The organism is Psychrobacter communis (assembly GCF_014836505.1).
GTDB lineage: Bacteria > Pseudomonadota > Gammaproteobacteria > Pseudomonadales > Moraxellaceae > Psychrobacter > Psychrobacter faecalis.
Map to the genome: position 1 here is coordinate 86,070 of NZ_JACSQR010000002.1, position 22,854 is coordinate 108,923.

The 22,854-nt window shown below is 44.6% G+C and carries 12 protein-coding genes; 6 read left to right on the forward strand and 6 right to left on the reverse strand.

From position 1 onward, the window contains the following. Positions 1–59: 59 nt before the first annotated feature. Complete coding sequence (locus H9653_RS01355) at positions 60–4,067, forward strand: AAA family ATPase (RefSeq protein ID WP_191689876.1); 4,008 nt, start codon at positions 60–62, stop codon at positions 4,065–4,067. Positions 4,068–4,097: 30 nt separating this feature from the next. Further along, positions 4,098–5,165, forward strand: coding sequence for a WG repeat-containing protein (locus tag H9653_RS01360; protein WP_191689878.1), 1,068 nt, complete (start codon positions 4,098–4,100; stop codon positions 5,163–5,165). A gap of 126 nt (positions 5,166–5,291) precedes the next feature. Here the strand turns inward: H9653_RS01360 and H9653_RS01365 are convergent, their stop codons facing one another. After that, positions 5,292–10,100, reverse strand: a complete 4,809-nt coding sequence (locus tag H9653_RS01365; RefSeq protein ID WP_191689880.1) for an NAD-glutamate dehydrogenase — start codon at positions 10,098–10,100, stop codon at positions 5,292–5,294. 377 nt (positions 10,101–10,477) lie between these two features. Here H9653_RS01365 and purD point away from each other — a divergent pair, with 377 nt between their 5' ends. Together purD and H9653_RS01375 are read left to right on the forward strand one after the other, a co-directional pair. Then, positions 10,478–11,803, forward strand: a complete 1,326-nt coding sequence (gene purD, locus H9653_RS01370) for a phosphoribosylamine--glycine ligase (RefSeq protein ID WP_191690039.1) — start codon at positions 10,478–10,480, stop codon at positions 11,801–11,803. Positions 11,804–12,277: 474 nt separating this feature from the next. Beyond that, the gene (locus H9653_RS01375) at positions 12,278–13,687 is read left to right on the forward strand and encodes an ABC1 kinase family protein (protein ID WP_191689882.1); all 1,410 of its coding nucleotides are present in this window, start codon (positions 12,278–12,280) and stop codon (positions 13,685–13,687) included. A gap of 181 nt (positions 13,688–13,868) precedes the next feature. Here the strand turns inward: H9653_RS01375 and H9653_RS01380 are convergent, their stop codons facing one another. Then, a complete protein-coding gene (locus H9653_RS01380; protein ID WP_191689884.1) occupies positions 13,869–14,531 on the reverse strand; it encodes a class I SAM-dependent methyltransferase in 663 nt (220 codons plus the stop codon). Positions 14,532–14,765: 234 nt separating this feature from the next. Between H9653_RS01380 and H9653_RS01385 the strand changes: the two genes are divergently transcribed. Together H9653_RS01385 and H9653_RS01390 are read left to right on the forward strand one after the other, a co-directional pair. Further along, positions 14,766–14,978 (forward strand): DNA gyrase inhibitor YacG, encoded by a 213-nt coding sequence (locus H9653_RS01385; RefSeq protein WP_068405332.1) that lies wholly within the window; start codon positions 14,766–14,768, stop codon positions 14,976–14,978. Between the two features lie 55 nt (positions 14,979–15,033). Then, positions 15,034–16,215, forward strand: a complete 1,182-nt coding sequence (locus H9653_RS01390) for an aspartate aminotransferase family protein (RefSeq protein ID WP_191689886.1) — start codon at positions 15,034–15,036, stop codon at positions 16,213–16,215. Positions 16,216–16,331: 116 nt separating this feature from the next. On the opposite strand, the gene H9653_RS01395 is transcribed toward H9653_RS01390, so the two are convergent. The 4 genes from H9653_RS01395 to lysS form a co-directional block, all read right to left on the reverse strand. Further along, positions 16,332–17,231, reverse strand: a complete 900-nt coding sequence (locus H9653_RS01395; protein ID WP_102077069.1) for a LysR family transcriptional regulator — start codon at positions 17,229–17,231, stop codon at positions 16,332–16,334. Positions 17,232–17,483: 252 nt separating this feature from the next. Beyond that, positions 17,484–19,589: a DNA polymerase III subunit gamma/tau gene (gene dnaX / locus H9653_RS01400; RefSeq protein WP_191689888.1), complete on the reverse strand. Its 2,106-nt coding sequence runs from the start codon at positions 19,587–19,589 to the stop codon at positions 17,484–17,486. A 116-nt stretch (positions 19,590–19,705) separates the two neighbouring features. Then, positions 19,706–21,112: a hypothetical protein gene (locus tag H9653_RS01405; protein ID WP_225211550.1), complete on the reverse strand. Its 1,407-nt coding sequence runs from the start codon at positions 21,110–21,112 to the stop codon at positions 19,706–19,708. Positions 21,113–21,211: 99 nt separating this feature from the next. Continuing rightward, positions 21,212–22,750: a lysine--tRNA ligase gene (lysS, locus tag H9653_RS01410; protein ID WP_191689890.1), complete on the reverse strand. Its 1,539-nt coding sequence runs from the start codon at positions 22,748–22,750 to the stop codon at positions 21,212–21,214. Positions 22,751–22,854 lie beyond the last annotated feature (104 nt).

Below are 22,854 nucleotides of genomic sequence, written 5' to 3' on the forward strand. Positions count from 1 at the left end.
CAAAACATAAGTTCCAAAGCCCAATCACAACCATCCATTCAAACGACAAAGACCGACACATGCGCCTAATCGAACTGCGACTCAAAAACTTAAACTCTTTAAAGGGCGAATGGCATATCGATTTCGCTGATTCCGCGTTTATCAATGAAGGCATATTTGCTATTACTGGACAGACCGGCGCTGGCAAGACCACGATTTTGGATGCGATTTGTCTGGCGCTATATGGTGAGACGCCGCGAATTAATAACATCAGTAAAAGTAGCAACGAGGTCATGACGCGGCAAACGGCAGAGTGTTTCGCGGAAGTGGTCATTGATTTAAATGGCACGCAATATCGCTGCCGCTGGGGACAGCGCCGCGCTTATGGCAAGGCGGATGGTAACTTGCAAGATGCTACCCATGAGATTGCTTTGGTAACGCCTAAAACTAACCATCAAAATAATGCCGATAACAAAGATGACAAGCTTAAAGGCGATGAAATACTAGAAAGCAAACTCTCACGCACCAAAGAAAAAATCGTTGAGCTGACACGAATGGATTTTCAGCAGTTCACGCGTTCAATCTTACTGGCGCAAGGGAGTTTTTCCGCGTTTTTAAAGGCTAAGGCCGATGAGCGCGCCGATATCTTAGAAAAAATCACGGGTACAGATATCTACGCGACGATATCGACCCATGTCTTTGAAAAAAAACGCGCGGAAGAAGAAATTTTAAATAAACTACAGTTTGGCTTAGATGGTTTAACTTTGTTAGACGCCGATGAAGAAGCGCTGATTAACGAAAAATTAACCTCGCATCAAACCGCGCAAATCAAGCAGCAACAACAGTATCAACGTCTGCAAGTGCAAGTCAACTGGCTCGATACGGTGGCAGAATTAGAAAAAAACGTCGATAATCATCAAAACGAGGTTACGGTTGCCAAGCAAGCGCAGGCAGATTTCGCTCCTAATGCTAAGCGTCTTAACGCCGCCAATAAAGCCTTGGAGATTGACAGCCAATACAGCCAACTTGCCCATAATCGTAATGACGTTAAACGCTTGCAAAATGATCAGCAGGCACTAAACCATCAGTTGCCGCAGCAACAAGAGCGCCTTGCGCACGCGGTGAATACGCTAAAAGCAGCTGACGCTCATACGCAGAGCGCCTATAACGAGCTGCAAATCACGTTACCAAAAATTGCTCACGCTCGTAAGCTCGATGGCGCAATCGCCCAGCAAATGCAGGCGTTAGACGATCAGCAGCAAAGAAAACAACGCCTAGCGACCAATACGCAAGGCTTACGCCAAGAGATAGAAAATCATACCGTCCAATTCAATCAGGACAAAGCCCAGCTAGCAACGATAGAAAAATACTTGATTGACGCCGCCGCTTTGCACGATATAGATACCGATGCGGCAAATTTTGATAGTCATGGCAGCCGCTTAAAAGCGCTGCTGCAAGATAATGCCGCTTTGGCAAACGAAAAAATTGCTCATCATCAGCAATCAATCCAATATCAAACCAATCTTGATCAATGTCAGCAGCAGCAAGATGCGACCAACGCTTTGATTGCCAAAGCGCGTGAAGCGCTAGCCACTTTGCAAAAACAGCAGGCAGCATTAACCCAAACGCAGTCATTGGCTGCTATACGTGATGAGCAAGAGCAGATTGAGCACACGCACAGCCAGATAGAGCAAGTGAGCTCTAAGGCACAGCAAATTGAAGCGCTTGCTAGCCAAATCAATAAGATAAACACTGCCCTGCCGACCATTAATGATACCTTGACCAAACTGGCGGCGAGCATTACTGACAACGAAGCGCTTATGGCAGACGCCAAAGACCGACGTCAAGATAAGCAAAAGCTGCTCGATTCATGGCAACAGGTTGCCAGTTTAGAGCGTTATATTACCCAACTAAAAGAGGGCGATCCTTGCCCGCTTTGCGGTGCGCGCGAGCATCCCTACGGCGCGCATCATCCTGTATTGAACAAAGAGCCGGCCGAAGTGACTCAAATGCAGCAGCAAATAAGCGAGCTGGATACGACGATCAATGCGCTAGAACAAACCCTATCCAAGCAGCGTATCGAATATGCCACCACACAAAATCAGATTAAGCAGTTGCACGAGCAAAAAACCCCACTCTATGAGCAGATCAAAAAACTGGGCGCGGACAGCAATGACTTAATACAGCCGCTTTTGGCTAAGACCTATTCTAACGCTGTGACCGCAAGCATGACTCAGCTTGGCCAAATTGGCATAGATATGGATTTGTTGACTAAGCGAGCTGATGATTCGACCGATTCCGCCCTGATAAAAGAGCGCTTAATAAAAGATGGTTTGTTATTGCTAGAGACGATTAAAGACCAACTTAGCGAGCGCAAGCAGTCTTTAAAAGACACGCTTACACAACATGAAGCACTAAGCGATGAGCTTGCTAAAACGAATAAAACCATTGAGACGTTTGAAAAGCAGCAGTATCAGCTTGCCACTGATATTCATGAGATTAAGAGCAATAGTCAAATAATCACGCTGGCTTTGGATGCTATCGAGAAAAAAATCTCGACGAATTTTGCCGAATTAACACAGCTTAAAGACGCTATATTGGCGATATTAAATAAATATCTTGCGGGCAAGTATGAGCTAGATGCTGTTACCAAACCTGCTGCTTTACAGCCGCTGCTAGCGAGTATTGACCAGCAAGTTATGCTAAATAAAGCTGACTATGAGGTTCACCTTGATACGCTGCGTCAGCAGCGTAGTAGCTTAGTGCAACTAAAGCAGCAGTTTACTGCTTATAAAAATGCCCAACAAAACCTAATCACTGCGCTTAGCAGCATTACCGTGCAAATCGAAACCAATCAAGCCCAGTTGGATAAACAAAAGGTTGAGCTTGATGATTTGCTGCAAGCAATTATTGCGAAAACCGAGACACTGGCACAATTAACCACTGAGCGGCGTGATATTTTTGCAGACAATATTTTTGCAGATAACGTGCCGAACATTGGTGTTGATAATAGCAACATGAATATCAATCCTGATGCAGAAGAAGCAAGGTTACGCACTGTCCTTGAACAGGCGCATAGCGAACAAGCAGTAGCGCAGCGGCAGTTAGATAGTGCTGAGCTCACTCTCAAACAATTACAACGACAGCAGCAGTTGCTTGCCGAGCAATTAACGACCGCTAGCACTGCTCTGACGACGCAAGAAGATATTTTTAAAACCGCGCTCGCCAGCTCTGACTTTAGCGATGAAGCAGAATTCATGCGCGCGCGCCTGCCAGCTGCCGAGCGTCATCACTTAACCGAGCAGCAGCAGCAAATCAACGATACGCTCAAGCAAGCGCAATCCCTATTGACTCAAACCTTGCAAGCACTGGCGGAGAAAAAAGCCAACCCTTTAACCACTGAAGATAGAGAGTCGCTGGCTGAGCAGCAGCAATTGGCACAAAATGAATTGCAGCGCTTGATTGAAGCAATCGGCGCCATGAGCCAACAGCTCAAAGACAATGAAGAGAAAAAAGGCAACCAGCAGGCTCAGCGCCAAGCCATTGCTCATCAAAAAGACACCTTGCAAGTCTGGCGACAGCTCAATGAACTGATAGGCTCAAGCAGTGGCAAAAAGTATCGTACCTTTGCCCAAGGTCTGACCTTTGATATCATGGTGACCCATGCCAATGCCCAGCTGCATAAAATGAGCGATCGCTATTTGCTGGCGCGTGACGACAATAGTCCGCTCGAGCTCAATGTCATTGACAACTATCAAGGTGGCGAGAGACGCAGCACTAAAAATCTCTCTGGCGGTGAAGGCTTTATTATCAGCCTAGCATTAGCGCTCGGACTGTCGCAGATGGCCAGTCATAATATTCGCGTCGATTCGTTATTTTTGGACGAAGGCTTTGGCACCCTTGATGAGGAATCACTGGATATCGCCCTCGATACCTTGACCAGCTTACAGCAAGAAGGCAAATTGATTGGCGTCATCTCGCACGTGCAGGCGCTAAAAGAGCGTATTTTGACCCAAATTCAAGTCACTAAGCTCTCAGGTGGCTTTAGTAAAATCACTGGACAAGGCTGTTATCATATTGCCAGTTAATGGCTAAAGTAATTTTAAGGTGGCACATTTATGCATACTCTATTTAAAATTATTTATATTAATGCGCGTTTGCTTGTTGCTTTTATATTTACTATTACTGCTTCTACTTTAAGTTTGACGACTGCGCAGGCGACGATTAATTGCGCCGGAACTCTACCCAGTAGCTACTTTGAGCGTATTGAAAATAATACGCCGTTTGCTGGCAAGTTGATCGAACAAGCTGACGGGTCGCAGCAGCTGCAAGACCCAAGTGGTCAGATCGTCATGGATAATCTGTCCGATGCTTATATCGTAATGGACAGCTATGTGCTTGCTAAGCAGGATGGTAAATACGGCGTTATCAATGCTGCTGGCAAGATCATTGTCCCTTTTGACTATGACGCTATTCAAACCGAGCCGGATATCGCAACCAGCTTTATTGTCAGCGTCAAACCATCAGATGCGACAACCAGACAAGGTATTATTAATCGTCATGGCGACTGGATTTTTCCACTCACCGCGGCGCGTATCGAGCATGCGCACTACGATTCTGATCATGACCAAGATTATTTTAAAATGACTAGTGATCAAGGGCGTACAGGACTGCTTGATGATAAAGGCTACTGGGCAATCGTGCCAAAGTATGAGGCGATTCATCCGTTAAATGCTTGTACAGGTCAGCTTTTATATTTACAAGTAAGCTTAAACGACGAGACCGCGCTCATTGACCAAAACAATGACGTTATTATTCCTTTTGCCGCCCATCAACATATCGAAGCGTTTAATACTTCTGCTAAGCCGCCGCTATTTTTGCGTAGTACGTTAATCGATGGTAGCACCGCTACAGGCATGAGCGAAGATATCCAAGACGAGATTGTTAGCGCGCAGATTATCGATGCTAATGGTAAGTTAATCCTTGCATCAGACGCCCCCATCAGAAAGCTGCTATACCATCAGCTTTATACTTATAGGCAAGCGGGCAAGTTTGGCATTATAAATAATAAAGGCAGTGTAATACTAAAACCACAATTTGCTAGTTATCGTGACGATGGTGAGAAAGTGTGGGTTGAAAAAGATGGCAAAATGCGCCGTTTAAATACCTTTATAACCTTAAATTAGCCTTTTTAGTTTTATTTTTATTATCGAAAAACAAAAAATCACCGTTAACTCATAACGGTGATTTTATTCTATAAACATATAATCTGGATTTTCTGTAATTTGCTATCCGGCTTATTTTTTAGCTTATTACTTACTTACCAGCCCACTCAGCTCACTCATCAATACCGATAACGTTGATAAACTCATATCATTTTCATCATTGCTATCAATTTTTTGCATCTCAGCGGTGATGGAATCAAGCTGACTTTCATGACGCGATTTCCAGTCATTAAAGGCTTGTTTGGCATCAGGCTGCTTTAATAAAGTATCCATCAGCATACGCAGACTGCGCGAAACTTCGTTGACAAGGGCGTGACGCGCACGGCGATCCCAGTGGTCTTGCTGCGGTAAGGTGGCGATATTATCCATCATCCAATCTAGCTGTAAAACGTGATAGGCCTCAAAGTATAAAGTGGCAATCTCATCGACTGGGCGTTCATACTGCTCAGCCAGTAGCGCCGCATCTAGGGCATCGACATGGTACGGCAACATCGCGAACATCGCCGCATCATCCACAGACAGCTCGTTTTCCATTAAGCTTGTGATGTCTTCTTGCAAGTACTCTGAGAATTGCTGCTCGATAAAACCGCCTGCTTTGGTCAATTTCTCCACACTGTCTTCAAAGCGCTCGATCATATCGGCAACTTGCAAGTCCGGCCCAAAGGCATTGATAAACCACACTACGCCATTTTCAAGCGCATCACGCAAACGCAGCTCAAGCTCGAGTAGCAAGGTCGCATCGACTTGGTTGTCTAGTGACTCAAGTTTTTCCCAAGCTTTTGATACATGGAAGACATCACGAGCAATCGCATAGCCGCGCGCAATCGTAGCAAGCGTTTGCCCCGTTTCCTCAAATAAACGGAATAAGGCTTCGATACCCAAACGGTTGACGATGCTATTGGTCAAATAAGTACTGATGATTTCACGGTGCAGGCGATGTTCTTTCATCTCATCAAAGAAGTTTGCTGCCAGCTCATCAGGGAAGTATTGGCGCAGCTCATTAACGAAATACGGCGCATCAGGCAAATCTGACGCCAACAAATTATCGTACACCCACATTTTGCCGTAAGCCATCACAACTGCCAGCTCTGGATTGGTGAGACCTGTGCCCGCTTTTTGACGCTTGGCAATCTCTTCATCCGATGGCAGATATTCAATGGCGCGATCAAGACGTCCTTCGCTTTCTAACATTTGAATAAAGCGTTGATGGTCACTTAAATTTGCTGCCGCGCGTAATTGGCTAAGCTCAAGCGCCTGTGGTTGTAGATAATTTTGGCGCAGTACCAATTCAGCGACCGTATCGGTCATAGACTCTAACAGCTCATTACGCTGCTTGAGCGTCATATCGCCTTGCTCGACCACTTTACCCAGTAAAATCTTAATATTAACTTCATGATCCGAGCAGTTGACGCCGCCTGAGTTGTCAATGGCATCAGTATAAATGCGCCCGCCCGTTTGTGCGTATTCGATACGCCCTTGCTGGGTAAAGCCTAAGTTACCACCTTCGCCAACGACCGCCGCCCGCAGCTCACCACCGTTGACGCGCACGGCATCATTGGCGCGGTCACCAACATCGGCATGACTTTCATTGGCGCTTTTCACGTAAGTTCCGATACCGCCATTCCAAATCAAATCAACTGGCGATTTTAGCAGCGCGCTGATTAACTCGTTGGGTGCAAGGCTATCTTCACTGATATCAAATAATGCTTTCATCTCAGGACTGATGGCAATGGTTTTATCTTGACGTGAGAACACGCCGCCACCTTGGCTAATGAGCGATTTTTCATAGTCGTCCCACGTTGAGCGCGGCAGATTAAATAGACGCTCACGCTCGACATAAGACGCGGCGGTATCTGGGTTTGGATCGATAAAGATATGCAAATGGTTAAAGGCTGCGACCAACTTAGTATGTGTGGATCTGAGCATGCCGTTACCAAAAACGTCGCCGCTCATATCACCGATACCAACAACGGTAAAGTCATCACGGTTTTGGATATCCATACCACGCATACGGAAGTGGCGCTTGACCGACTCCCAACCACCGCGTGCGGTGATACCCATGGCTTTATGGTCATAGCCAACCGAGCCACCTGAGGCAAAGGCATCGTCAAGCCAGAAGTTATACTCGCTTGATAAGGCATTGGCAATATCTGAGAAAGTAGCGGTACCTTTATCGGCGGCAACCACTAAATACGGGTCGTCCTCATCATGACGTACGGTGTTGGCTGGCGGGACAATTTTGCCATCGACAATATTGTCGGTCACATCAAGCATACCGCGCAGGAACGCTTGATAACAGGCGATGCCCTCTGCTTGGAAAGCTTCACGGCCATCAGCCATGGTTTTGGTCTTGACGATAAAACCGCCTTTGGAGCCAACCGGGACAATGACCGCGTTTTTGACCATTTGCGCTTTGACTAGACCAAGTACTTCGGTACGGAAATCTTCCATACGGTCCGACCAGCGCAGCCCGCCGCGAGCGACTTTACCGCCGCGTAAATGCACCGCTTCAACGCGCGGTGAATAAACAAATATCTCAAACATAGGCTTAGGTTTGGGTAAGTTTGGAATATCTGCCGCCAAAAACTTAAACGATAAACGGTCTTTACGTTGACCATCTGCTTCTCTTTGATAGAAGTTGGTACGCACCATGGCATTAATCAAATCTAAATACCAACGCAGGATACGATCTTCATCTAAACTACTGACACCAGCCAAGGCGCTGTTGATTTGCTCTCGAGTTTGACTGGTTTTGCTGGCGCGCTCCTCTTCACTGTATTTAGGATTCATGCGCGCATCGAATAGCTCGCTTAAGGCAATGCTAATGGCACTATTTTTTACCACGGTTTGCTGAATATAAGCACTAGAGAACGGTGCTTTTGCTTGCATCATATAACGTGATAAGGCACGCAGTACCACCACATCATACGTGTCGAGTTTGGTGGTTAATACCAGCTCATTAAAGGAATCACTCTCAACGCGCCCTGCCCATATTTGCTTAAGGCTGTCTTCAAACTGCACGCGTACCACTTGCATATCGATGGTGTCAACATGTTCCAATACCAGCTCATACTCTTGCATCCAAATCGGCTGCTCTGGTAAATAGAACTCATAGGTTTGGGCAGAAATGACCGATACGCCAAAGTTTTCTAGTACCGGCAAGACTTTTGAGAGAATCACAGGGTTTTGGCGACCATATAGTTTTAGGTGCAGCTGATTGCTGGCGCCGCCCGTTGACTTATATAAATGCCAAATCATTGGCTGCTCGTCATTTAAACTCGCCAGACGTTTGGTATCTTCGACCGCCGTCCGCGCATCAAAGCGTTCTTGATAGGCTGCTGGAATATAGCTTAAGAAGCGGCGCATTAAGGCATTTGCTTGCTGCTCGCCGACATTATCGAGCAGCATTTTTTGATAATTATCGCGCCATGATTGCATGAGAGCCGACAGCTTATCTTGTAGCGCCGCCGTATCCACGTCATTCACTTGACCGGGTATCGTACGCACATGGACGTGGACGCGGGCGTGTTCTGATTCGTTAAATTCCGTGGTAAAGCCAGATGACGTACCGCCGTAAGCGTCTTTTAAGACGTTTTGTACTTTAATACGCAGCTCGGTATTGAATTTATCGCGTGGAATATAGACCAAACAGGACACAAAGCGCTGATAATGATCGACTCGGCTAAATAAGCGCAAGCTTTTTTTATCTTGCAATTGGCTAATACCAGAGACGATAGGATACAACTCTTCAACGCTGGCTTGAAACAAATCATCCCGTGGCAGAGAGTTAATCACATGCATCATTTTATGATACGCATGACCATCACGCGGTAATTCTGCCATCGCCATAATTTTATTGGCTTTTTCACGTAACAATGGAATCTGTTGTACGCTTAGCTGATAGGCTTGCGTGGTAAAGAGACCGATAAAGCGATATTCGCCAACCAGCTTGCCATGGTCATCAAACTTATGAATGCCTAAAAAGTCCATGTATACCGGACGATGAACGGGTGACACACGGCTTGATTTAGACAACATCAATACACGTGGCTCGGTTAATAATTTTTTTAGATTATGAGGCAACTCATCAAAACTCTTTGAGAGCGTATCCTCACTTCCGCCGCGCAACAGACCAAGCCCACTATTACCAATGGCAAATAAGTCTAAATTGTCATCATTTTCTAAGCGGTACTCGCGATAGCCTAAAAAGATAAAATGCTCGTCTAATACCCAATCCAAAAACGCTTGAATTTCTTGCGGCGAATAATACACTTCGGGTAGATTTTGACCAGCCAGCTCCGCTTTTATATCGGTCAGCTTGCCGCGTATCTGTTGCCAATCATCAACAACGATATCAAGGGTATCGATTTTTGCCAGCAGCATCTGCTTTAGAGCTGCCAACTCATCATTGTTTTGATAAGCGATTTCGCAATGAATCAAAGACATTTTTGACGTGTCACTTTCATGGGCGCTTTCGACATGAGTGATATCGCCGCTTTCATCGCGCTCAACCCCGATAATGATATTATAGGTACGATGGACATCGATACCTTCTGCTTCCAAGCTCATTAAAATGGTATCGACCAAAAATGGTCTATCGTAAGCGACTATTTGGATAACCGTATGCGAGCTATGAAAATGCTGCTCTTCGGCGATGGGGTTTAAAATAGCAAGCTGCGGCTGACTGCCGTCATAGGCTTTAAGCAAAGTAAAATGATGCAGCGCCATACCAGCCAAATCCATATTACTGATATCTTTCGCTACTTCTTGATGCAGCGTCTGATAATAGCTATGAATAAAATGGTCAAATAGCGATTTGTCTTTTTGTACATAGCTGGTGGCAATATCGCTTATCTGGCTGATCCGCTCTTTTGCGATATTTAAGTTGTGAGGCATATCCATTGTCCTTTGTTATAGGTTTGTCGTTCTCGTTTTTGCAATAACCAATCATTGGTATCTACTAGTGCCAACCTATCAAAGTGTAACGCACTGCGGCGTCTAGCAAAAGCGTACAACATCATTTCATGAATCACTAAAATGTCGATAACCTTTGATAATGAGACAGTTAAAGATAGAGTATTTAGTAATTAAGACAATAACACCCTAACCTCATCTAAAACTTTCTGGCAGGTGGATACTCATGACAACCATGGCGTTTTTTTGTTAGAATACCGCAGTATATTGCAGCAGATTTTGCTGGCTCGCTATTAACTCCTAAAAAACTAACTCACAAACAACTTACAATGAATTTTGATGCTAAGGGCAGACGTATGATGAATATTTTGGTGATTGGCTCAGGTGGTCGCGAACACGCACTCGCATGGCAGTGTGCAAAAGACGATAACGTACAAAACATCTATGTTGCGCCCGGTAATGCTGGCACTGCCCTTGAGCCCAAATGCCAAAACGTCACCTTAGAAGATATAGCCGATGCTGACGAACACAGTGCTGTCATCGAATTTTGCCAAAATAATGCCATTGATATGGTGATTGTCGGTCCAGAAGCGCCGCTGGTAACCGGTATCGTTGATGCTTGCCGCGCAGCCGGTATTAAAGCATGGGGGCCAACCGCTTATTGTGCGCAGCTCGAAGGCTCAAAAACCTTTGCAAAAGAATTTATGGCACAAAACAAAATACCAACCGCAGCTTATCAAGGGTTTACGGACGCTACTGCTGCCAAAGCCTATATCGATGAGCAAGGCGCACCGATTGTGATCAAAGCCGACGGTTTGGCTGCTGGCAAAGGCGTTATCGTCGCCGAAACCATCGAGCAGGCGCACGAAGCAATTGATGATATGCTTGCGGACAATAAATTTGGCGATGCTGGTAGCCGTGTGGTTATCGAGCAATTCTTGCAAGGGGAAGAAGCCAGCTTTATTTGCATGGTAGATGGTAACAACATCTTGCCGATGGCAACCAGCCAAGATCATAAGCGTGCGTTTGAAGGCGACACTGGACCAAACACCGGTGGCATGGGTGCTTACTCTCCAGCGCCAGTCGTCACTCAAGACGTTCATAACAAGGTGATGGCACAAGTCATCCAGCCTGTTGTTGATGCGATGAAAGCTGCCGGTCATCCTTATACTGGATTTTTATACGCTGGGCTGATGATTGATGATGCGGGCGACCCGTATGTGATTGAGTTTAACTGCCGTTTTGGCGACCCAGAAACACAGCCTATTTTAATGCGCTTGCAATCATCGATGGTTGATTTGGTCGCACAAGGGTTAGAGGGTAAATTACCAACCGAAGCCAATTGGGATGAGCGCCCTGCTCTAGGTATTGTCGTTGCATCAAAAGGCTATCCTGAAACCTCATCAAAAGGTGATGTGATTACAGGCTTACCAGAATTAGATAGTGATAATAAAAAATCGGTAAAAGTTTTCCATGCTGGCACGGCTTTCTCTAATCAAGATGCGCTTAGCAATGAGAAAGAAGTCGTGACCAACGGCGGGCGTGTATTGTGCGTGACGGCATTGGCTGACACTATCTCTGATGCACAGCAAGCAGCATTGACAGTGACGGGCGCGATTAGTTTTGATGGTGCGCATTATCGCCGTGATATTGGTCACCATGCGATTGCTCGCGAAAACGTTTAATACAGCTGAGCTGATTTAAACGTTAGATTTTAAAGCTCTGCTTTAAAAGATGCGTTTTAAAACCTACAGAGTTTTTATAATGATTCGACCTAGTGTAGCGCTAGGTCGTATTTTTTTAACCGCACTTTCACTTAACTTTTTTAATCTAGTTTTTAATGACCATTTTTCAATAGGTTGTTTTTGAAGCATTTGCTTTTAAAAATCTATCTTTGACCGCTTAGTGTTAGAATAGAGGTCATCAGAGTAAAGCGCCGCCAGATTTTTAGTGACTTAACCTATCAGTAGGATGAGCCGCTAATCGCTGTACCCATTAAAAGTCATGTTTTAGCTTACAAAGTAAGTGACAGCCTAATCTCACGCGCCTCAAACTACCTCCCGTTATATGATACAATTTTGTACCAGTACGTCGCATCTCCCTTGTATTGTCGGTTTTGAACCCGCAAATCAATAGCAACCAGATGAATGATTATATTTATGGCAAATGATACTTCTAGACCTTCTAATAACAAGCAGTCTAATAACAGACAATCCATCGACAGCCTAAAAACGTCAGGGTTTGAGCGTCGGATGTCTATTGCTAAAACCTCCTTAAATATAGGTCGTCGTTGGGCTGGTAATAGTGTGTCTGGTATGTTTTTGAACAAAGAAGCCCGTACGGCACGTAATCAAATTTTTATGGAAGAACAGGCCAATTATCTGGCAGAAGAGCTGGGTAAATTAAAAGGGTCGGTAGTAAAAATTGGTCAAATGCTGGCGATTTATGGCGAGCATATATTACCGCCCGAAATCACGCGCGCCTTGCAAACGCTCAATGACGATACCGCCACCTTAGCGTGGCCAAAAATCGAGCAGACATTACGGCAGTTATTGGGCGCAAAATTAAATGAGCTTGACGTCGACCCTATTCCTATCGGTACCGCTTCCCTCGCCCAAGTTCATCGCGCAACCGTATTGGCGACGGGCGAACAAGTGGTATTAAAAATCCAATACCCTGGTGTGGCGGATGCCATCAATTCTGACTTGGCTTTATTTAAGCGTTTATTAAAAGTCAGTAATATCGTGCCGCAGACACGTGCACTCGATGCATGGTTTGAAGAGATACGTGACCTCCTCCATCATGAAGTTGACTACGAAGCGGAAGCAGCGACAACGGAGCGTTTTTATGAGCGCTTACTAGGCGACCCGCGTTATATCGTACCCAAAATCAATCGTACTTACTCAACCAAACGCTTGTTATGCATGTCTTATGAGCCAGGCATTACGGTGGTCTCGGAAGCGCTACAGTTATTGTCACATGAGCGCCGCAACGCTATCGGTCAAGCCGCTATCGAAATCATGATGCAAGAGATTTTTGTATGGGGCGAGATGCAAACGGATCCGAATTTTGGTAATTACCTCGTTCGTGTCGCTGCTGATGAAAACGAAATCGATAAGCTGGTCTTGCTAGATTTTGGTGCCATTCGCCAATTCGATGATAACTTACTAACCATTGCGCACGGGCTATTGCGAGCTGGGTATCGTCATGACCATCACGCAATGAAACGCGCTATGACCGGTTATGATTTCTTTGATAGCATGAGTGATAAAGTACGTTCAGATATCGCTTCATTGTTTTTATTAGCGACAGAACCCTTTAGCGACCCTACTTTAAACCCTGATATTCCCAAAAATTGCTTAGATGAACAGCAGCGTTATATCTGGGCCAATAGTAAATTACATACTCGCCTCTCAAATAACGCTACGCGAGCAATACAGTCTTTCGAGTTCAATCTGCCACCTAAAGAATTTATGTTTATCAGTAGAAAATTTATCGGTGCTTATACCTTTTTGACAGTGCTAGATGCGCATACGGATTCTAATAAACTGGTAAAGCCTTTTTTATAAGATGAGAAAGTGATATTTTTTGGACCGCCCTTTTGTGGCGGTCTTTTTTATGTTTTTTTATTTACTTAGGCTATTTTATATAATTATCTTCTTGATAATACATTTTTGTTTCATGCTCTTTGTCCTTAATTTTTTATTCAGTAATTTTAAGTATAATTCATTATTTTACTTAGGCTATTTCTTATGCTTTATTACTTGCCCGCCAATTGTCGAATCGGGTTTGATAACCGTCAGGCTTACGCATGTTTAACTGCCAACAAGTTTCACCGCGCGCTAGATACTTGACTTCAAAGTGTGTACGCTGACTATCGCTAGCGACTTTATGACGCGTATTCGGTAAGCACCAGACCTCATTGGCTTGCTGCTCTGCATTATCCATATATGCCTCTATATTAGTCGCCAGCACTACTTCTCCGCCTACTTGCAAACGAGAAAGCAAAAACTCAAAAAAAGGCATGTTTAACCACTGTTGGTTGGGGTTATGTTGCTCAGGATTGGGATATAAGATAAAAATACGCTCGATACTGTTTGGCGCGACAGCATGAACGATCCAAGCGATGGCATCCGCATGAATCGCGCTGAGATTGCTTGATTTCTGCTGCCCGACCAATTTAGCAAAAGCATCGAACTTATTACGTGTACGCTCGATGGCTATCAAGTGCTTATCAGGATGTTGCAGTGCGAAGCTAAGCGCATGCTTGCCCTTCCCTGCGCCAATCTCCAATACCAAAGGCAGCTCGGCGTCAACCAATATATCCGGCATTATAAAATCGCGTGGAGCTGAGAGTTTTTGTGGTTGAAAGGCGCGCTGCTGCTGATGCGAAAGCTCAAAATTGTCAGTCATCTACTATCCTTAAGGGATTTGTCATTTGTCATTATCCGGTCGCATGCTATTATATAGTCAATCCAGCCCAATAGTAATACAACCTCCACGCTTATCGAATGACAATTATTAATGCCGCAGGGCGATTGCTTATAAAGCTGGAAAACTCACATTATTCATACTCGCTATTGATTAGAAGCGCTGTCTTAAATGACAGCATTTATTGATAGCCCATAGGATATACCTACTTTTATTATGACTGAATCTACTTCTAGCAACAGCGACCACAATACCAACCCCTTACCCAAAACCTATCCTTGTCCAGAATGCGGCAACCAAACTGCGTGGCAAGACAATAAATATAAGCCGTTTTGCAGTCATCACTGCAAGCTTATTGACTTAGGCGCATGGGCAAGTGAAGAATATACCTTACCTGCCGAATCGACGCCGTTTTCTGATGAACTCTAATTAATCCCAATCTCTTTAGCCCTCTAACCTTTATATAATTCCAAGGATGTTTTACATGTCTGCTACTTACCTGATGCCCACTTACAATCGTCAACCAATCAGCTTCACCCGCGGTTCAGGCAGTTGGCTTTATACCAAAGATGAGACGCCCTACTTAGATGCCTTGACGGGTATCGCAGTATGCGGCTTGGGGCATTGTCATCCAAAAGTAACTGAGGCTATTCAGCAGCAAGCAGCAACCTTAGTGCATACCAGTAATTTATTTGGCATTGATTGGCAAGAGCGAGCTGGCGAAGCTCTATGTAATGCCGCGCAAATGGACAGCGTATTTTTTGCTAATAGTGGTGCTGAAGCCAATGAAGCGGCATTAAAACTGGCACGACTCTATGCGCATCAGCAAGGTTTTAAACGCCCAAAAGTTATCGTTATGGAACAGTCTTTTCATGGTCGTACCTTGCTATCGTTATCAGCAACTGCCAACCCTAAAGCCCGTGAAGGTTTTTATACCTTGGATAAAGACTTTATTCGTGTGCCCTTTGGTGATATCGCCGCGATTGAACAAGCCGCTCATGACCATGATGATATCTGTGCGGTATTTGTCGAGCCTATACAAGGCGAAGGTGGTTTAAATACCGCAGCCAATGGTTTTACGTATCTTGAGCAACTACAAGCTATATGCGATAGTCATGATTGGTTATTTATGCTCGATGAAGTACAAACCGGTAACGGTCGTACGGGCAAGTACTTTGCGTATCAGCATAGCAATGCACGCCCTGATGTCTTAACCACGGCCAAAGGCTTAGGTAATGGCTTTCCAGTAGGCGCTTGCATGGTACGCGGGCGTGCCAATGGCTTGTTTGGCGCCGGTAGTCACGGCTCAACCTATGGTGGCACGCCGCTAGCCAGTCGCGTAGTACATAGCGTTTATGAAGTGCTTGCTGATGACAGTATCATGGACAATGCCGTCACCGAAGGACAGTTCATCCGTGAAGACGTGGTTAATGCGCTTGGACGATATGGCGTTAGCACTCGCGGCGCAGGGATGATGATTGGTATCGCGCTGCCAGAAGAGATGGATTGTAGCAAATTGGTTGACCGTGCCCGTGATGAGCAAAAATTAATCATTAATGTCACAGGCGGGCATGTGATTCGTCTATTGCCGCCGCTTAATATGAGCCGTGATGAAAGCTCACAAGTGGTTGAGCGTTTGGTTAATTTATTGAAGCCCTCATTTTAAACGTCTGGATTAACCAAAATTTAAAACTAGAAAAAGCCTATAGATACATTATCTATAGGCTTTTTGCCTTTTAACATTTTAAAAGCATTTTAATCAGATATTACTAAATACTTAACTTAATTGGCGTGAAAGTACTTTTTTAATACTTCTAAGCAACGGGTGATTTTTGCTGGTTGCTGATCACGGTTTAAGGTGACGGCATATAGCACGAAACTTGGCAGCTGATAACCAGTCAACACTTCGACCAAATTGCCATTTTCAAGCTCTCTTTTGACGTCCATCTCCATGATACGAATTATACCATGACCTTCCTTTGCTAAAGTCATCGCCATAAAGACGTTGTTGGTGTGAATACGCGAATTCATTTTGATGCGTGTTTTCTTGCCTGTTTCGGTCTGAGTAAGCTCGACATGACTTGCATCCTTCATGATATCGATACAAATCAGCTGATGGTCTGCTAAGTCTTTTGGCGTTTCAATCTTTTTATGCTGACGTAAATACTGCGGCGAGGCGACCAACAGTTGACGCACATCAGATAACGGATGATTGCTCAAGGTTGAGTCGTTGATATTAGGGCTCATACGTACCGCAATATCGATACGCTCATCAATCATATCGATATAATGATTGTCAGCAAAATAAGTAATGCTAAGGTCATCGTGCGCCGACATCCAAGTCGATAGAGCGGGCAAAATATGGTGAACGCCAAGCTCAGGCGTCGTTGCAATACGCAAACTACCAGCAAGCTCATCACGTAATTGATTGACTTTAATACGCCCTTGTTCAGCGGCACTGACCACATCTTTTGCCGCTTCATAAAAGCTGGCGCCCGCTTCTGTTAAGCTAAGCTTACGAGTTGAGCGATGTAGGAGTACTACGCCAAGCTCGTTTTCTAAAGCGCGTATCTGTTGGCTGACCGCACTGGTCGTAATACCCAATTCGCGAGCTGAACCACTAAAAGAGCCGTGTCCGACCACACTGGCAAACACAGCCATACCACGTAAATTATCTAACATATTTCCACCTAAGCTGCTTTTTAGTTTTTAATATAACTTAACCATTATAGCGGATTATAATAAATCTTACAGTTTTTTACTATAACTCTGTTAGTCATCCAAAGCTATTTAGTCATTAATAAAACGAAAAATATCAAGGCGATAAATTGATATCGCCTTGATATTTGGAGAATTATAATAAAATATATAAAGGTTTACTGATTAAAGATTGCCAATCATAAAATTGAACATTGTTTAATATAACTGAACGCTTTAATATAACTGAACCTTACCCATTTTTCCTTCACCGCGCTCCGTCAAATACTGCATAACGGGCGTATTAAGCAATCTAGACTCTGCCACTGTACGCGCTTCAATAAGGCGTTTTTGTTGACGGCGCTCAGGGGTTTTATCTTCGGCTTGCATAATATTACTATCTATGTGCAAGCTAATGTCTGCTTGCGTAAACTGTTCTTGCAGTTTCGCTGCCAACTGCTGAAAAGTAGCTTGCAGATGCTTACTATCTACCGCCGTGACAAAGACCGCTTTAGCGTTACAGTGCCCGGTCATCATTCCTTGACGTGCCAGTGCCAATTCATCGGGTGCCAAACTACCAGCTTCGCGGGCGCATTGTAGCCAGTAGTCCCATTTTTCTGGCGTCCACTCGCCCGTTAATTCTTGCGGCGCACAGCGTAATAAAGTACGCGGATCATCCACTTGCGCAGTTAATTGAGAATCATTTGCGCTAGGCTCAACAACAGGCTCAGGCTCAACAACAGGCTCAGGCTCAACAACAGGCTCAGGCTCAACAACAGGCTCAGGCTCAATAACAGGCTCAGAGATAACATTGCTGCTTAATAAATCCAATCCTTCATCATTACCGTAGCTATTATATTGGTCAAATTCAGCATCATCATAACTTGTATTGTATGGCTCGACCTCATTTTGACTTGAGGTCTGATAATCAGCATCATAGCCTGGTAGGGGCAGTATTGAGTCCGCTGCTGGCTCTAAGTGTGGTTCTGGCTGCGATTCTGATAGCGCTTCTACTACTGCTAAGGTTTGCTCTAATGAAGGCGCTATATTTTCAGCTGTATTTAAAAGCGCAGTGGTGTTTGCTGCATCAGCAGTACTGGCACTTATTGATACTGTATTGAGTTCAGCCTTAGCATTATCGACCGTATTATTTTCTATCGAGCCTCTAGAAACAGTTGATACAGAGCTAGATGCTCTAGGGACAGAAGATATAGTAGTATCCGGCGCGTTTACTAAAATCTCATCGGCGGGTAAAGGTCGAAATGCCAATAGACGTAAAATACACATCTCAAGTGCCTGCATCGGTGTGCTAGCCAGCTTTACGCCTTCACGCGCTTGGACGACGATTTCGTAATATAGCTGTAAAACGTCAGGACTCATGTGCTGCGCAAGCTGATTAATCTGCTGCGCTTGTGCTTCGTTTACGTTAAGCGCAACCTCAGGCAGCAGTTGCGTCAATGCCAATTGATGTAACAGCTCAGCCAAGCCGTCAAACATGCTAGTGGCATCGACCATTTGCGCCCGCATTTGCTCGATATGTGTGGCGACTGCTGATTTATCATGATTATAAATATCTGTAATTAAACGCACCAAGTCAGCGGCATCAATTAAGCCAAGCATGGCATTAACTGTTACATCATCGAGCGCGCCTTGTCCAAATGCAATCGCTTGATCGGTCAGCGATAACGCATCACGCACCGAGCCTTTAGCAGCACTGGCCAATTGCCAAAGCGCAGGCTGAGTATAATCCACCTGCTCTTGATTTAAGATATTGGCTAGATGCTCACTAAGCAGGCTTTGCGATAAAGGACGCAACACAAACTGCAAACAGCGCGAGATAATCGTGATGGGCAGCTTTTGTGGGTCGGTGGTGGCTAGTAAGAATTTTACATGCTCAGGTGGCTCTTCCAAGGTTTTGAGCAGCGCATTAAAGCTGTGTGTCGACAGCATATGCACCTCATCAATCAGGTACACCTTGTAGCGACCTTGGCTTGGCGCATACGGCACATTATCAAGGAGCTCGCGGGTGTCTTCAACTTTGGTACGCGAGGCCGCATCAATCTCGATTAAATCAATAAACCGTCCTTGATCAATCGCCACGCAGTTATCACAGACACCACATGGCGTGCTAGTGATACCCGTCTCACAGTTTAAACATTTAGACAAAATACGCGCAATAGTGGTCTTACCGACACCGCGCGTACCCGTAAATAAGTAAGCATGGTGCAGACGATTATAATCAATCGCATTAATCAGTGCTTGTGAGACGTGCGATTGCCCAATCAACTCGTGAAAGTTTTTTGGACGATATTTGCGCGCTAAAACTTGATATTGCTGCGTCATAATAAATGCCAATGTGAGTAATGATATAAATAAAGCTTCAAATCAGCGATTTAGCTTAAAACTAACTATCAAAGTAGGTATTGAAACCAAACGTCGAAACTGGGTTCTAGCACAAGTTAGGATTGCGCCCGTAACTCAGCCAATTGCTCATACAAACGCTGGGTATTGGCATCGATAAGCGAGCCTTGCTGATGAAAGGCGTCAAGATGCACCTCGGTATTTACGCTGTCGTCACAGGGTTTGACATCGACACCGATTAAAAACAGATCTTGCATGACTGGCTGCTGCATTTGCGCGTTGAGCTCAAATAATAAGTCTTGATGACCGGCACGCACTTTGTCCGCACTTAACGAGCTGTTGTCATCTTGCGCATAAAAAATCAGCAGATAATGACGGCCAAAGATATTATAAGAGTGCTCATGGCGCACGTAGCCATTCCAGCGTGAATCTTGGTCAATCGTTCTATGCGCCAAGATTTTCTCTACCAAACAAGCATAGGTGTACATGGACTCATCGACCAAAATATCAACCTGCTCTTTTGGCAATGGCGTACCCACGTCATAACACGCTCTGACCAAGCTATTAAACAGCTTGTACCACATGCGCGTGTTCTTTTGAATCTCTGCCATCAACGCTTGAGCAAACTCTGCCTTCTCAGGCTCTGCCGCTTTTAGCAATCGTGGTTCAATCTCTGCTATCAAATTATGGCTGACCAGTTGTTTTTGAACCTCAATCGCTCTTTGGTGAAAATCTGGCGACTGTAAAAACTGAGCAAGTAAGGTTGATTCGTCTTGAAAGGCTTCAAATCCGGCAAGCTTACGGCGATGAAAGTCTAGAAATGCCGTCAAATCACTGGGCGTTACCAATTGCTTGAGTATCTCAGTGAAATTCTGATAGCTAAAGACTTGCAAGACGCTTTCTTCATCATCCAAATCTAACACACAGTCTTCTGCAAAAAACTGACTACCATATTCATAGCCAACCGCATATGAAGCGGTTTCTACAGGTTTACTCTGTTGGCTATTACGATAACTATTCTGATAGCGGTTTTGATAAAGGTTTTGAGCATTATTCTTTTCAGCATTTATCTCAGCAATCTCTTGATGCTGAACCGAAAGTGCGGTCAAACCAATAAAATAAATCGCCTTGTCTACTGTTTGCCTTTGGCCAGATGCCAACTTATTTTTAGACTGGTTTTTAGAATCATTTTGATAGGCAAGCGCCTGATCATTCTTAAGATACAACTGAGCGTGTTGCTTAATCAGCTGATTGACAACGTCTTTTCTCCACGTACGCACCTGAGTGCTATCGATATCCTGTCTATCAGCCTGTATCGTCACATCATTGACGATAAGGTAGAGCACAGCATTAGAAAACTCAAAGACAAAATCATACCCCTGAAGATATTCAGGGTCAGTGATTTTGTCTGGAGTTAAATCGTACAAAGATAAAAAGTTTTGCTGAATCATCTGCTGCCAAATCGACGCTGGTACTTGCTGAGTGTCCATAACATCCCTATCCATAAGGTCTCATAAAACACTTGAGACCATTCCGTTAAAAGTACAAAAAGCCTTCTTATGTTCAGTTTAGTCCCAGCGTCGATTTATGGCAAGTAAAGCAGTCTAGCTTTCGAACTTGCGGCGCATATGTGGGAATAAAATTACATCGCGAATACTGGCCGAGTCAGTAAATAGCATCACTAAACGATCGATACCGATACCCTCACCTGCAGTCGGCGGTAAACCATAAGACAAGGCTTCGATATATTCTTCATCAAAATGCATCGCTTCATCATCGCCAGCGTCTTTTTCAGCGACTTGGCCATGGAAACGCTCAGCTTGATCGGCAGGGTCATTGAGCTCACTAAAGCCATTTGCCAGTTCACGACCACCGATAAATAGCTCAAAGCGATCGGTAATGTCAGGATTGTCATCGCTACGGCGTGCCAGCGGTGAAGTTTCAGCTGGGTATTCGGTGATAAAAGTCGGCTGACGTAACTGATGCTCAGCGGTTTCTTCAAAGATAATGGTCTGCAATTTACCCACGCCAAAGACATCTTTGACTTGTTGTTTAAGCGTCGTTGAAGCATATTCTGCAAGATACTCACGGTCGTTGATACGCGATATATCGAAGTTTTCGGCATATTTAGCGATGGCATCAGACATCGACAAGCGGATAAATGGGGCTTTTAAGCTAATCGCCTCGCCTTGATAAGTCAGCTCCGTGGTGCCCAAAATATCCATCGCCAACTCATTGAACAATCGCTCGGTCAAATCCATCAAGTCATGATAATCGGCATATGCCTGATAAAACTCAATCATGGTAAATTCAGGATTATGACGGGTAGATACGCCTTCATTACGAAAACTGCGGTTAATCTCAAATACCTTTTCAAAGCCACCAACCACTAGGCGTTTTAGATACAGCTCAGGGGCGATACGCAAGTATAGCGGCATGTCTAAAGCATTATGATGGGTCACAAACGGACGCGCGACCGCGCCGCCTGGAATAGGATGCATCATCGGCGTTTCAACTTCCATAAAACGCTCGTTTAGCATAAATTTGCGAATACCGCTGATAACCTGACTGCGAATCACAAAAGTATCGCGCGTGGTCTCATTGGTCATCAAATCAAGGTGACGATTGCGATAGCGTGCTTCGACATCGGCCAAGCCATGGAACTTATTTGGCATCGGACGTAGGGCTTTGGTCAATAAGCTCAACGCTTCGATATGGACATATAAGTCGCCTTTGCCAGAACGACCGATATAACCAGATACCCCAACGATATCGCCCAAATCTAGCGATTTAATCGTCGCTAGCGTCTCTGGGTCTAGCTGTTTGCGTGCCACATATAACTGAATACGACCAGTCATATCTTGAATCACAATAAACGCGCCGCGATTGAGCATCACGCGACCAGCAACATTTACTTGAGTTTTTTCACCATTGGCAATTTTATCTTCGATTTCTTGCTTTGAGACACCATCAAAAGCCGTTTGTAAATCCTGAGCATAGTCCGTGCGCTTAAAGGTATTCGGATAAGGCTGCTTACCTGACGCCTTGATGTCATCAAGCTTAGTTTGCAGTTGAGCAATCAGCTCGTTCGCGTCTTCTGGGGCTTGCTCTTGATTCGGATTTTGATTGTTGTGCTTTGACATAATACTCTCAAAATTATTAGATAATTAAAGGAATAAACGAAGTAAAATTAAAATAAAACGTTCAAATAAAGCTTATTTTTAATATGGAAAAATAGCAAAATCTT

Bases quoted from the DNA above. Each gene is read 5' to 3' on its own strand.
- H9653_RS01355 (WP_191689876.1), top strand. From the start codon at position 60: ATGCGCCTAATCGAACTGCGACTCAAAAACTTAAACTCTTTAAAGGGC.
- H9653_RS01360 (WP_191689878.1), top strand. From the start codon at position 4,098: ATGCATACTCTATTTAAAATTATTTATATTAATGCGCGTTTGCTTGTT.
- H9653_RS01365 (WP_191689880.1), bottom strand. From the start codon at position 10,100: ATGCCTCACAACTTAAATATCGCAAAAGAGCGGATCAGCCAGATAAGC.
- purD (WP_191690039.1), top strand. From the start codon at position 10,478: ATGAATATTTTGGTGATTGGCTCAGGTGGTCGCGAACACGCACTCGCA.
- H9653_RS01375 (WP_191689882.1), top strand. From the start codon at position 12,278: ATGGCAAATGATACTTCTAGACCTTCTAATAACAAGCAGTCTAATAAC.
- H9653_RS01380 (WP_191689884.1), bottom strand. From the start codon at position 14,531: ATGACTGACAATTTTGAGCTTTCGCATCAGCAGCAGCGCGCCTTTCAA.
- H9653_RS01385 (WP_068405332.1), top strand. From the start codon at position 14,766: ATGACTGAATCTACTTCTAGCAACAGCGACCACAATACCAACCCCTTA.
- H9653_RS01390 (WP_191689886.1), top strand. From the start codon at position 15,034: ATGTCTGCTACTTACCTGATGCCCACTTACAATCGTCAACCAATCAGC.
- H9653_RS01395 (WP_102077069.1), bottom strand. From the start codon at position 17,231: ATGTTAGATAATTTACGTGGTATGGCTGTGTTTGCCAGTGTGGTCGGA.
- dnaX (WP_191689888.1), bottom strand. From the start codon at position 19,589: ATGACGCAGCAATATCAAGTTTTAGCGCGCAAATATCGTCCAAAAAAC.
- H9653_RS01405 (WP_225211550.1), bottom strand. From the start codon at position 21,112: ATGGATAGGGATGTTATGGACACTCAGCAAGTACCAGCGTCGATTTGG.
- lysS (WP_191689890.1), bottom strand. From the start codon at position 22,750: ATGTCAAAGCACAACAATCAAAATCCGAATCAAGAGCAAGCCCCAGAA.